The 13,201-nt window shown below is 60.9% G+C and carries 10 protein-coding genes; all 10 read left to right on the forward strand.

Translation table 11 applies throughout. The features are described from left to right. Window positions 1-76 precede the first annotated feature (76 nt). The 10 genes from B0G82_RS06255 (at window position 77) to B0G82_RS06300 (ending at window position 13,191) form a co-directional block, all read left to right on the forward strand. Window positions 77-1,789 carry a GMC family oxidoreductase N-terminal domain-containing protein gene (locus B0G82_RS06255; protein ID WP_121306963.1) on the forward strand — a complete coding sequence of 571 codons (1,713 nt, stop codon included), beginning with the start codon at window positions 77-79 and terminating at the stop codon, window positions 1,787-1,789. Between the two features lie 293 nt (window positions 1,790-2,082). Then, window positions 2,083-2,862, forward strand: a complete 780-nt coding sequence (locus B0G82_RS06260) for an ABC transporter ATP-binding protein (protein ID WP_116148725.1) — start codon at window positions 2,083-2,085, stop codon at window positions 2,860-2,862. Then, on the forward strand, window positions 2,859-3,617 hold the full coding sequence (locus tag B0G82_RS06265) for an ABC transporter ATP-binding protein (protein WP_116143554.1): 759 nt from the start codon (window positions 2,859-2,861) through the stop codon (window positions 3,615-3,617). Before B0G82_RS06260 ends, B0G82_RS06265 begins: the two co-directional genes overlap by 4 nt. A gap of 51 nt (window positions 3,618-3,668) precedes the next feature. Beyond that, on the forward strand, window positions 3,669-4,883 hold the full coding sequence (locus tag B0G82_RS06270) for an ABC transporter substrate-binding protein (protein ID WP_116143556.1): 1,215 nt from the start codon (window positions 3,669-3,671) through the stop codon (window positions 4,881-4,883). Between the two features lie 187 nt (window positions 4,884-5,070). Continuing rightward, complete coding sequence (locus B0G82_RS06275) at window positions 5,071-5,955, forward strand: branched-chain amino acid ABC transporter permease (RefSeq protein ID WP_106284883.1); 885 nt, start codon at window positions 5,071-5,073, stop codon at window positions 5,953-5,955. After that, window positions 5,955-6,926, forward strand: a complete 972-nt coding sequence (locus tag B0G82_RS06280) for a branched-chain amino acid ABC transporter permease (RefSeq protein WP_166679150.1) — start codon at window positions 5,955-5,957, stop codon at window positions 6,924-6,926. Before B0G82_RS06275 ends, B0G82_RS06280 begins: the two co-directional genes overlap by 1 nt. A gap of 518 nt (window positions 6,927-7,444) precedes the next feature. Beyond that, window positions 7,445-8,611: an ABC transporter substrate-binding protein gene (locus tag B0G82_RS06285; protein ID WP_121306964.1), complete on the forward strand. Its 1,167-nt coding sequence runs from the start codon at window positions 7,445-7,447 to the stop codon at window positions 8,609-8,611. A gap of 369 nt (window positions 8,612-8,980) precedes the next feature. Then, window positions 8,981-10,141: an ABC transporter substrate-binding protein gene (locus tag B0G82_RS06290; RefSeq protein ID WP_116143562.1), complete on the forward strand. Its 1,161-nt coding sequence runs from the start codon at window positions 8,981-8,983 to the stop codon at window positions 10,139-10,141. Window positions 10,142-10,346: 205 nt separating this feature from the next. Next, the gene (locus B0G82_RS06295; protein ID WP_121306965.1) at window positions 10,347-11,402 is read left to right on the forward strand and encodes a branched-chain amino acid ABC transporter permease; all 1,056 of its coding nucleotides are present in this window, start codon (window positions 10,347-10,349) and stop codon (window positions 11,400-11,402) included. 4 nt (window positions 11,403-11,406) lie between these two features. After that, entirely contained in the window at window positions 11,407-13,191 is a 1,785-nt protein-coding gene (locus tag B0G82_RS06300; RefSeq protein ID WP_121306966.1) for a branched-chain amino acid ABC transporter ATP-binding protein/permease, read from the forward strand. Window positions 13,192-13,201 lie beyond the last annotated feature (10 nt).

Genomic DNA, 13,201 nt, shown 5'->3' on the forward strand with positions numbered 1-13,201 from the left:
AACAAAAATAGAGCCCAGGCCGCAGTCGCATGATAACCATGCGACTAGCCGGCAAAAAAGCTTAGGAGACTGAACAATGAGCCATACCGATCCGACGTCCGCGGCCCGGCGTCTCGAAGGCGAATTCGACTACATCATCGTGGGCGCGGGCACAGCGGGTTGTGTGCTGGCCAATCGCTTGACCCAGGATCCCGACGTGCAAGTGCTTCTGCTCGAAGCCGGCGGAAAAGACGACTATCACTGGATTCACGTGCCGGTCGGCTACCTCTATTGCATCGGCAATCCGCGCACGGACTGGCTCTATAAAACGCAGGCGGAAGCGGGCCTCAATGGCCGCGCGCTGTCGTATCCACGCGGCCGCGTTTTGGGCGGCAGTTCTTCCATCAACGGCATGATCTACATGCGTGGCCAGCGCGAAGATTACGATGAATGGGCGCGCGTCACGAACGACGCGTCCTGGTCATGGAACTCGGTGTTGCCGGTCTTCAAACGCAGCGAAGATCACCATGCCGGCGCAAGCGAATCGCATGGCGCGGGCGGACCTTGGCGGGTCGAAAAACAGCGGTTGAAATGGAAGATTCTCGAAGAGTTTTCGCGCGCCGCGCAAGAGGCCGGCATTCCCGCCACCGACGACTTCAACCGCGGCGACAACACTGGTGTCGGCTATTTCGACGTGAATCAGAAACGCGGCATTCGCTGGAATGCATCGAAGGCGTTTCTGCGTCCCGCACTCAAGCGGCCGAATCTCACCGTGATCACCGGCGCGCACACGCAACGCGTCGTATTCGAAGGACGCCGTTGTACGGGCGTCGAATATCGCGGCGACAACACAGACTATCTGGCCAAGGCTCGCTGCGAAGTGATCCTTAGTTCAGGTGCGGTGAATTCACCGCAGTTGCTTGAACTCTCCGGTATCGGCAATGGCGCGCGTCTGCAGAATCTGGGTATCGAGGTTGTCAACGATCTGCGCGGCGTGGGCGAGAATCTGCAGGATCATTTGCAATTGCGCATGGCCTATAAGGTCGACGGCGTGCGTACGCTCAATACAGCGTCCGCGCATTGGTGGGGCAAGTTGCTGATCGGCATGCAGTACGCGTTTTTTCAAAGCGGCCCAATGTCGATGTCGCCGTCGCAACTTGGTGCATTTGCCAAATCCGATCCAGGCGATGGCACGCTCACGCGGCCCGACCTCGAATATCACGTCCAGCCGCTTTCGCTCGATCGCTTCGGCGAGCCGCTGCATCGGTTCAACGCTTTCACGGCGTCGGTATGCCAGTTGCGGCCCACTTCGCGCGGCAGCATTCACATCGAATCCGCCGATGCTTCAGCGCCACCCCTGATCGCACCGAACTATCTCTCCACCGACTACGACCGGCACGTTGCCGCCAACGCGCTGCGTCTCACGCGCCGCATCGCGGCGGCGCCCGCCCTGGCACGCTACCGGCCGCAGGAGATTTTGCCTGGCATTCAGTACCAGACCGAAGAGGAGTTGCAGCAGGCCGCCGGCGCGGTCGGCACGACTATCTTCCATCCAGTCGGCACCTGCCGTATGGGGACCACCGACGACCCCGGCGCCGTGGTCGACAACCGCCTACGGGTTATCGGTGTTGACGGACTGCGCGTGGTCGATGCATCTGTCATGCCGACCATCACCTCGGGCAACACCAATTCGCCCACGCTGATGATCGCCGAGCGCGCCAGCGACATGATCCGCGAAGATCGGCGCGCGCACGTGGGCGGCAGCTTCGCGGCACAGACTAGCGCAACGCCTTCCATGTCCGCGGCGTGACAACTAGCGCACGAGCCGCATGAGATGTCCGTCCGACCTGCTCGGCGGGCATCTCGCACGTATGCACCCCGGTCGGGGCCGGTGTCATCCACTTCCACTAAGTGCAAATCCCAATGAATGCGCTGCATCATTGGCGCGACAATGGCACCCATGCTGCGTGCCGCCCCATGGATTACCGTCCGCATTGGTGCAGCACGCCAACGAGCGGCACGGGGTGCCGCCGTCATAAAAAGTCGCGCAGCGGTTCGCGCGGAAGATCGTAGTGCTTCGCCTTACTCCGTATGGAAGGGAACATGATTCTCGGCGATACGATTCTCGAAACGCGCGGCCTCACCCGTGAGTTCAAAGGCTTCATCGCCGTGAACGGTGTGAACCTGCGCGTGCGCCGTGGCTCGATCCATGCGCTCATCGGCCCGAACGGGGCAGGCAAGACCACCTGCTTCAATCTGCTCACCAAGTTTCTGGAACCCACTGCGGGCCAGATCGTTTTCAACGGCATCGACATCACCGGCGAACGCCCGGCGCAGATTGCGCGGCGCGGCATTATTCGTTCGTTCCAGATTTCCGCGGTGTTTCCGCATCTGACAGCATTGCAGAATGTGCGTATCGGTTTGCAGCGCCAGCTCGGCACGGCATTTCATTTCTGGAAGAGCGAGCGCACGCTGCGCCAACTCGATGACCGCGCAATGGATCTGCTCACCCAGGTCGGACTGACCGATTTCGCCGAAGTGTTGACGGTCGAACTTTCCTATGGCCGCAAACGCGCGCTGGAAATTGCCACCACGCTCGCCATGGAGCCCGAACTCATGTTGCTCGACGAACCGACGCAAGGCATGGGCCATGAGGACGTCGATCGCGTGACGGCGTTGATCAAAAAAGTATCGAGCGGCCGCACCATCCTGATGGTCGAGCACAACATGAATGTGATCGCCGGCATCTCCGACACGATTACGGTGCTGCAACGAGGCGAGGTGCTCGCCGAAGGCAGCTACGCCGAAGTGTCGAAAAATCCGCTCGTGATGCAAGCCTATATGGGCAGCGCCGACGCGGCGCTCGCCGGAGCTCACGCATGAATACGATTGCCGAGCGAGAAAGCCTCGACATAAGCGGGACGGATAACGCCGTTCCTGCGCTGGACATCAAGGGTTTGCAGGCGTGGTACGGGGAATCCCATATTCTGCATGGCGTCGATCTGACGGTGAACCGCGGCGAAGTCGTCACGCTGCTGGGCCGCAACGGCGCGGGCCGGACCACTACGCTGCGCGCCATCATGGGCTTGACCGGACGGCGCACCGGTTCGATCCGCATCGGCGGACGCGAAACCATCAGTCTGCCCACGCATCGGATCGCGCATTGCGGCGTGGGTTACTGTCCGGAAGAACGGGGTATTTTTTCGAGCCTCTCATGCGAGGAAAACCTGCTCTTGCCGCCGCCCATCGGCGACAAGGCGCACATGATGTCGCTCGAAGAAATCTATTCGATGTTCCCTAATCTGGAGGAACGCCGCGCCAGCCAAGGCACCCGGCTGTCCGGCGGCGAACAGCAGATGCTGGCGGTGGCGCGTATTCTGCGCACCGGCGCGAGCCTGCTGCTGCTCGACGAAATCTCGGAAGGGCTCGCGCCTGTCATCGTGCAGGCGCTGGCGCGCATGATCATGACACTCAAGGCGCGGGGCTACACCGTCGTGATGGTCGAACAGAACTTTCGTTTTGCCGCGCCGCTGGCGGACCGCTTCTATGTGATGGAGCACGGCGCGATTGTCGAGCACTTCGGGGCAAGTGAACTCGAAAGCAAGATGCCGGTCCTGCACGATCTACTGGGCGTATAAAAGCGCCCGATTGCCTCTGATAACCACAAGCGAAGAAACCAGGAGACAGGAATGAAAAAGAACCCACTCGCGCGGCTTGCCACACTCTGTTTCGCGGTCGCCGCCGGCGCCGCCTTGACGATGAGCAGCGCGCAAGCGGCTGACGACGCGGTGAAGATCGGTTTCATCACCGACATGTCCGGTCTGTATGCGGACATCGACGGGCAGGGTGGACTCGAAGCGATTCGCATGGCGGTGGCGGATTTCGGCGGCAAGGTCAACGGCAAGCCGATCACGGTGGTGTATGCGGACCACCAGAACAAGGCGGACATCGCGGCGTCGCGCGCGCGTGAATGGTTCGACCGTGACGGCGTCGATCTGCTGATCGGCGGCACGAATTCGGCAACCGGTCTGTCGATGAACACCGTGGCCGGAGAAAAGAAGAAGGTGTACATCAGCATTGGCGCGGGCGCGGACACGCTGACCAATGAGCAATGCACGCCGTACACGATCCATTATGCGTACGACACCACGGCGCTGGCCAAGGGCACGGGTTCGGCGGTGACGAAGCAGGGCGGCAAGACGTGGTACTTCCTGACGGCCGACTATGCCTTCGGCAAGGCGCTGGAGAAGAACACGTCGGACGTGGTGAAAGCGAATGGCGGCCAGGTGCTGGGCGCGGTGCGTCATCCGCTGTCGGCGTCAGACTTCTCGTCGTTCCTGTTGCAGGCGCAAGCGTCGAAAGCACAGATCCTCGGCCTCGCCAACGCGGGCGGCGACACGATCAACGCGATCAAGGCGGCCAAGGAGTTCGGCATTACCAAGACGATGAAACTCGCCGCGCTGCTGATGTTCATCGACGACGTGCATAGCCTGGGTCTCGAAACCACGCAAGGCCTCGTACTGACGGACAGTTGGTACTGGAACAAGGACGCCACCACCCGCAAGTGGGCGCAACGCTACTTCGACAAGATGAGGAAGATGCCGTCGAGCCTGCAGGCAGCCGACTACTCGGCGACCATGACCTATCTGAACGCAGTGAAGGCGGTGGGTTCGACCGACTCCGACAAGGTGATGGCACAACTGAAAAAGACCAAGATCGACGATTTCTATGCGAAGGGCTACATCCGTCAGGACGGCAGCATGATCCACGACATGTACCTGATGCAGGTCAAGACGCCGGCCGAATCCAAAGAGCCGTGGGACTACTACAAGATCACGGCGACGATCCCCGGGGAGCAGGCGTTCACGACCAAGGCCGAAACGCGCTGCGCGCTGTGGAAGTAATCGCTGGTTCATAACCAGATGGCCGTCTGCCTGGTCGTCCTGACGGGCGATGCGTGCAGCCGTGATGGTACACAGGCAGACGGCGAAGCGTTTCACATGCCGCGCGCGATCGGCGTCGTTGCCGCCGATTGCGCGCCGGCCGGATCGTGCGTGACCGATCTCACCTTGGCGATGGGTTAAGGCTTCAATGGAAATCTTTGGCGTTCCGCTACCGGCGATGCTGAGCCAGCTGTTGCTGGGGCTCGTGAACGGCTCGTTCTATGCAATATTGAGCCTCGGGCTGGCGGTGATCTTCGGCTTGCTCAACGTGATCAATTTCGCTCACGGCGCGTTGTTCATGCTGGGCGCCATGCTCGCGTGGATGGGCTTTTCGTATTTCGGCCTGCCGTATTGGCTGATGTTGGTGCTGGCACCGCTGATCGTCGGGTTGTTCGGCATCGTGATCGAGCGCTCCATGCTGCGCTGGCTCTACAAGCTCGATCATCTGTACGGGCTCTTGCTGACATTCGGGCTCACGCTCGTGGTGGAAGGCGTGTTCCGCTCCATCTACGGTTCGTCCGGTCAGCCCTACGACGTACCGTCGGCGCTTTCCGGCGCAACCAATCTCGGCTTCATGTTCCTGCCGAACTATCGCGCGTGGGTCGTGGTGGCTTCGTTGGCGGTGTGCTTCGCGACATGGTTTGTGATCGAGAAGACGCGTCTCGGCGCCTATCTGCGCGCCGGTACGGAAAACCCGAAATTGGTCGAAGCGTTCGGCATCAACGTGCCGCTGATGATTACGCTCACCTACGGCTTCGGCGTCGCGCTGGCGGCGTTTGCGGGCGTGCTCGCGGCACCGGTGATTCAGGTCTCGCCGCTGATGGGCCAGCCGATGATCATCACGGTGTTCGCGGTGGTCGTGATCGGCGGCATGGGTTCGATCATGGGCTCGATTCTCACCGGTTTGCTGCTCGGCGTGATCGAAGGGCTGACGCGCGTGTTTTACCCGGAAGCGTCGGCGACCGTCGTCTTCGTGATCATGGCGCTGGTGTTGCTGGTGCGCCCGGCGGGTCTCTTCGGCAAGGAAAAATGATGCAGAGAAAAGTGCTCTACGGTCTGCTGCTGGTCGTGCTGCTCGCGGTGCCCGTGCTCGGCATCTATCCGCTCTTCGTAATGAAGGTGCTGTGCTTCGCGCTGTTCGCGGCGGCGTTCAATTTGCTGATCGGCTACACCGGGCTGCTGTCGTTCGGTCACGCGATGTTTCTCGCCTCGGCTGGCTATGTGACGGGCTATGCGATCCAGTCGCTCGGCTTCTCGCCGGAACTCGGTGTGCTGGCCGGCACCGCGGCGGCGACCTTGCTCGGCCTGATCGTGGGTCTCTTCGCGATTCGCCGCCAGGGCATCTACTTCGCGATGGTCACGCTGGCGCTCGCGCAGATGGTCTACTTCGTGTTCCTGCAGGCGCCGTTCACACATGGCGAGGATGGTCTGCAAGGCGTGCCGCGCGGCAAACTGTTCGGCGTGCTGGATCTGTCGTCCGACATGGCGCTGTATTTCGTCGTGCTCGCCGTGATGGTGCTGGCCTTCCTGCTGATCGTGCGGATCGTGCATTCGCCGTTCGGGCAGGTGCTGGTGGCCATCAAGGAGAACGAGCCGCGCGCGGTGTCGCTCGGCTACGATACGGATCGCTTCAAGCTGCTCGCGTTCATTCTGTCGGCGGGAATTGCGGGTCTCGCAGGTTCGCTCAAGGTGTTGGTGCAGGGCTTCGAGACCTTGAGCGACGCGTATTGGACCATGTCCGGCCTCGTGATCCTGATGACGCTCGTCGGCGGCATGGGTACGTTGTTCGGGCCGCTGCTCGGCGCGGCGCTGATCGTCGCGCTCGAGGATCGGCTCGGCGATATCGGCGGGGCACTGGCGACGACCACGGGCGTCGAGTGGTTCCGCTCGCTGGGCGAATCGGTGACCATCGTCACCGGCGTGATTTTCATTGCCTGCGTGCTGGCGTTCCGGCGTGGCATCGTCGGCGAAATTATTGCGCGAGTGCGGCCGCTGCGGGCCTGACGTTTAGTGAAATGGGCAATTGCTTCGGCATCCGATATAATCCAGCCGTCTCGATGCGGCAGGTTGAAGAGGGCGGCAATCGAGTCGAAATGCATACGCGGTATGGCTCCCGCAACGTGCCCCAATTCGGTGCCGCAGTGCACCACTAGGGTAATTGCTAGTTGTAGTACGCGGAGTGCTCGTTTAATCTTCATGCAGTTCTGATGCACCACGAATTTTGCAGGTGGAGAACGAGGAGACAATGAGGCACTCAGTGCCCAGACGAAAGCGCTGTTGGATTGATATCCAACAGCGCTTTTTATTTGTATTTCCGGTTATTCGCCATTCCCAACTCCCCGCTAATTCGGTGATCCCTTTTCATTCGCCGAACATGTCTCTATTTCACACGTCTCAACCCTGCAAAACGCTTGCCGCGCGCGGCTTTCGTCCGCTAAACTCGCTATTCACCGACCGCGTGGTCGGGATTTAAATCTGTGCATTTAAATTCGAATGAATAACGGGGTTGATAGAGGAGCGGCATGAAGTCGGCATTGCGTTGGATCAGCGCGGCATTGGTCGCCACCGGAGTGAGCGCAGCATGGAGCGGCCATGCATTCGCGGACGTGAAAATCGGCGTGACCGTGTCGGCAACCGGCCCGGCCGCATCGCTCGGCATTCCGGAAAAGAACACGATCGCACTGCTGCCTAAAGAGGTGGCAGGTCAGAAGATTGATTACATTGTCCTCGACGACGCCACGGATTCCACCCAGGCTGTCAAGAACGCACGCAAGCTCACGAGCGAAGATCACGTGGATGCGTTGATCGGCTCGACCGTCGTGCCGAACTCGCTGGCCATGATCGACGTCGCCGCCGAAACCACCACGCCCATGATCTCCATGGCGGCCGCGGCGAGCATCGTCGAGCCGATGGAGGCGAAGCGCGCGTGGGTCTTCAAGACGCCGCAGAACGACATTCTCATGGCCACAGCCATCGCGCAGCACATGTCGAACCACGGTGTGAAGACGGTGGCCTTTATTGGTTTCTCCGACGCCTACGGCGAGAGCTGGTTCAGGGAATTCGGCAAGGCTGCCGATCTCGCGAAGATCAAGGTCGTCGCGAGCGAACGCTTCGCACGCAACGACGCATCGGTGACCGGCCAGGTGCTGAAGATCATGTCGCAGAATCCAGACGCGGTGCTGATTGCGGGTGCCGGCACACCGGCCGCGCTGCCGCAGAAAACGCTCAGGGAGCGTGGCTATAAAGGCAAGTACTATCAGACGCACGGCGTCGCCAATAACGATTTCCTGCGTGTGTGCGGCAAAGATTGCGAAGGCACCTATCTGCCGGCGGGTCCGTTGCTCGTTGCGGAGCAATTGCCTGATTCGAATCCGGTGAAGAAGAGTGCGCTTGCCTATAAACGCGCGTACGAAACCGCTTACGGCGCCGGCTCGGTGTCGACCTTCGGCGGCCACGCATGGGACGCGGGCCTGCTGCTGCAACGCGCGATTCCGCTGGCGTTGAAGAAGGGTCAACCGGGTACGCCTGCATTCCGCGAAGCATTGCGGGCCGCACTGGAAAGCACTAAAGACATGCCCGCGTCGCACGGCATCTTCAATATGAGCGCGAACGACCATGCTGGTCTCGACCAGCGGGCACGCGTGATGGTGGAGATTGTCGGCGGCAAGTGGAAGTTGTCCGGCGACTGAGCGAAGGCAAAACGATATGGACCTTCAATAAACAAAAGACGCGTGCAGTTGACGCGTCTTTTTTATTGTCCGCATCGCGTGAAAAAGTGTGGCTCCGCCGCTTCAGGACAAACCCGCATTTGGGTTGCAGTCTATTGACCGTCAATCATGCAGAACGCAATACTACTAACATGTTAGTGTTTTGTTCACAGGATATCGCAGCAGTTTGCAGTCGTGGTATGCGCAGTGAAGTAGCAGCAAAGCGGCGACGGTATTCGCGCTGAGCAGGGAAAACCATGCTTGGCACGCCAGAACCCTATAACTAGATTCAGACACCCGGCCCACGAGTCGGATTTCAGATACGCGCTTCAAAGCGTTTGGAGACTTGCAATGAAAAAGACAAAGCAATGGGTACGCACCGGCATTGCCATGGCGTTGATGTGCAGTGCGGGCGCGGCGTTCGCTCAGGTGAAAATCGGCGTGACGCTTTCTACCACGGGGCCGGCCGCATCGCTCGGGATTCCTGAAAAGAACACGATTGCACTGCTGCCGAAAGAGATCGGCGGCAAGACCGTGCAGTACATCATTCTCGACGACGGGTCCGATACCGGCAAAGCCGTGCAGAACACGCGCAAGCTGATCGACGAAGACCACGTCGACGCGATCATCGGCTCGACCGTCACGCCGAATTCGCTCGCCATGCTCGACGCCGCTGCCGAAGGCAAGACGCCGGTGATCTCGCTGGCGGCATCGGCGGCGATCATTTCGCCGATGGACGCGAAGCGCGCATGGGCCTTCAAACCGCCGCAGAACGACAGCCTGATGGCCGACGCCATCGCCGATTACATGGAGCATCACGGCGTAAAGACGGTGGGCTTCATCGGCTTCGCGGATGCCTATGGCGACGGCTGGAACAACGTCTTCACCGCGGCGGCCGCTGCACACAATCTGAAGATCGTCTCGAACGAGCGCTTTAACCGCACCGATGCATCGGTGACGGGCCAGGTGCTGAAGACGATGGCTGCGAACCCGGACGCGGTGCTGATCGCGGGCGCGGGCACGCCGTCGGCGCTGCCGGCCAAGACGCTCAAGGAGCGCGGCTACAAGGGCAAGGTCTATCAGACTCACGGCGTCGCCAACAACGACTTCCTGCGCGTGTGCGGCAAGGACTGCGAAGGCGAATTCCTGCCGGCCGGACCGATCCTCGTGGCGGATCAACTGCCTGACTCGAACCCGGTGAAGAAGTCGTCGCTGGCTTATAAGTCGGCGTATGAGAAAGCGTATGGCGCGGGCTCGGTGGCGACGTTCGGCGGGCACGCATGGGACGCCGGCCAGATGTTGCAGGCCGCGATTCCTGTCGCACTGAAGACCGCTCAGCCGGGCACGGAACAGTTCCGCGTGGCACTGCGTGGGGCGCTTGAGAACATCAAGGAACTGCCTGTCTCGCACGGCATCATGAACACCACGACGACCGACCACAACGGCCTCGACAAGCGCGCACGCGTGATCGTGCAGATCGTCGACGGCAAGTGGAAGCTGCAGAACGACTAACAACAAAAGCGGTACGCGCCTCTCGCGCAACGTGCGGCATGTGACGCCGCATTGCCATTCTGTTCGATGACAATGGCATCGACCGCCGCGCCGTGACCGGCGCGGCGGTCGCCTTTTCAGGGCATAGGGGGTCGATGGACGGCCACGAGTTCTGCCGCCACGACGGTTTCCCAGTTTCGATTTCGACGCTTCAGGACGAGGAAGTATGGATCTATCAATTGCGGCGATCCTCGCGCAGGACGGCATCACCACGGGCGCGATCTACGCGCTGCTAGCGCTCGCGCTGGTGCTGGTGTTCTCCGTGACGCGGGTGATCTTCATCCCGCAGGGGGAGTTTGTTTCGTACGGCGCGTTGACGCTCGCCGCACTGCAGACGCAGAAATTCCCAGCCACCTGCTGGTTGCTGATGGCGATGGGCGCGGCCTGCTTTGTCGTCGAGATAGCGGGGCTGGTGCGGCATCCCGAACGGCGCCGGCATGCGGCGCGCACGCTGGTCATGCTGGTCGGCAAATATCTGCTGTTTCCGATCGCGGTCTATGCGCTCACACAAAGCGTTTTCATGCATACGCTGCCGATGATCGTGCAGATCGCGTTGACGCTGCTGATCGTGATTCCGATGGGACCTTATGTGTACCGGCTCGCGTATGAGCCGATCGCGGAGGCAAGCACGCTGCTGCTGTTGATCGTGGCGGTGGCAGTGCACTTCGCGATGGTCGGCCTGGGTCTCGTGATGTTCGGTGCGGAAGGTTCACGCACTACAGCGTTTTCCGATGCGACCTTCAACATCGGCACACTGACGATTTCCGGGCAAAGCCTGTGGGTGGTCGGCACGGCGGTGGTGTTGATCGGCGCGCTGTATCTTTACTTCGATCGCTCGATCTCGGGCAAGGCGTTGCGCGCGACGTCGGTGAACCGGCTCGGTGCGCGGCTCGTCGGCATCGGCACGACGCAAGCGGGGCGCCTCGCATTCACGCTGGCGGCGGGCCTCGGCGCGCTGTGCGGCATCCTCGTCGCACCCTTGACCACCATCTACTACGACTCGGGCTTCCTGATCGGTTTGAAGGGCTTTGTGGGGGCGATTATCGGCGGGCTCGTCAGCTATCCGCTGGCGGCCGCGGGCTCGATCCTGGTCGGTCTGCTGGAGTCGTATTCGTCGTTCTGGGCGAGCGCTTATAAGGAAGTGATCGTGTTCACGCTGATCATCCCCGTGTTGCTCTGGCGAAGTCTCGCCAGTCCGCACGCCGAAGAGGAAGAGGAGTGACGCGATGAAACGGATCATGCAAAACAAGTTCTTCTGGTTGTTCCTCGTGGTGCTGTTCGCGCTGCCGGTGTTGCCGCAACCGATTCACGTGCCTGAGTACTGGGTGACGCTGCTCAACTACATCGGTCTGTATTCGATCGTCGCGATCGGCCTTGTGCTGCTGACCGGAATCGGCGGGATGACGAGCTTCGGGCAAGCCGCGTTTGTCGGCATCGGCGCTTATGCGACCGCGTATCTGACGACGCAGTATGGCGTTTCGCCGTGGCTGGCGTTGATTGCAGGTGTGGTAGTGACGGCGTTGATCGCGCTGATGCTCGGTTTGGTGACGATGCGGTTGTCAGGACACTTTCTGCCTCTCGGCACGATCGCCTGGGGACTCGCATTGTTCTACCTCTTCGGCAATCTTGAAATGCTGGGCAAGTACGACGGCATCAACGGGATTCCGGTGCTGAATGTGTTTGGCATCAACCTCGAATCCGGCCGCCATATCTATTACCTGATCTGGCTGGTTGTGCTCGGCGCGGTGATTTCTGTTCAGAATCTGCTTAATAGTCGTCCGGGGCGGGCGATCCGCGCGCTACGTGGCGGCGGCATGATGGCCGAGGCGATGGGCGTCAACACCGGGTGGATGCGCGTGGTGATCTTCGTGTACGCGGCGGTGCTGGCCTCGGTCTCGGGTTTCCTCTACGCCCATCTGCAGCGCGCGGTGAACCCGACGCCTTTCGGTCTGAATCACGGCATCGAATTTCTGTTCATGGCCGTCGTGGGCGGCGTCTCGCACGTCTGGGGCGCGGTGCTCGGCGCGGCGATCCTGACGGTGTTGCAAGATTATTTGCAAACCTTGCTGCCCAAGCTGCTCGGCGAGAACGGCAACTTTGAAGTGATCGTGTTCGGCATTTTGATGGTGCTGCTGCTGCAATATGCGCGGCAGGGCGTTTGGCCGTTCGTCGCGCGATTTTTCGCGAAGGGCCCGCGCGCTCACGTCGCCGATCACGCCGAGCCATTGCCGCAGCGCAGCAAGCCGGCCGCTGGCGAAAACCTGCTGACGGTGAATAAAGCGCGCAAGCAATTCGGCGGTCTGGTCGCGGTGAACGATGTCAGCTTCGAGGTGAAGGCGGGGCAGATCATCGGCCTGATCGGTCCGAATGGCGCCGGCAAGTCGACGACCTTCAATCTGGTCACCGGCGTGTTGCAGGCGACCAGCGGTGAGATCACGTTCCGCGGCGAGCGCATCGATTCGCTGAGTTCACGTGAAATCGTCAAACGCGGAATCGGCCGCACGTTCCAGCACGTCAAGCTGCTGCCGGGCATGACAGTGCTTGAGAACGTCGCGATTGGCGCGCATCTGCGCGGGCAAGCCGGTGTCTGGCGCAGCATCGTGCGCCTGAACAGCACGGAAGAAGCGCGCTTGATGGCCGAGGCGGCTCGTCAGATTCGCCGCGTCGGCCTTGAACAACACATGTACGACGAAGCCGGAAGCCTCGCGCTGGGACAGCAGCGGATTCTCGAAATCGCTCGCGCGCTGTGTTGCGATCCGACGCTGCTGCTGCTGGATGAACCGGCCGCTGGTCTGCGCTACCAGGAAAAGCTGCAACTGGGCGACCTGCTGCGTCGCCTGAAGGCTGAAGGCATGAGCGTGCTGCTGGTGGAACACGATATGGACTTCGTTATGAATCTCACCGATCGGCTGGTGGTCATGGAGTTCGGAACTCGTATCGCCGAAGGTCTGCCGCAAGAGGTACAACAAGACCCGGCGGTGCTGGAAGCTTATCTCGGCGGGGTGGAGTGATGGAGAACAC

It is taken from the genome of Paraburkholderia sp. BL17N1 (genome assembly GCF_003634175.1).
In the GTDB taxonomy this organism is placed as follows: Bacteria; Pseudomonadota; Gammaproteobacteria; order Burkholderiales; family Burkholderiaceae; genus Paraburkholderia.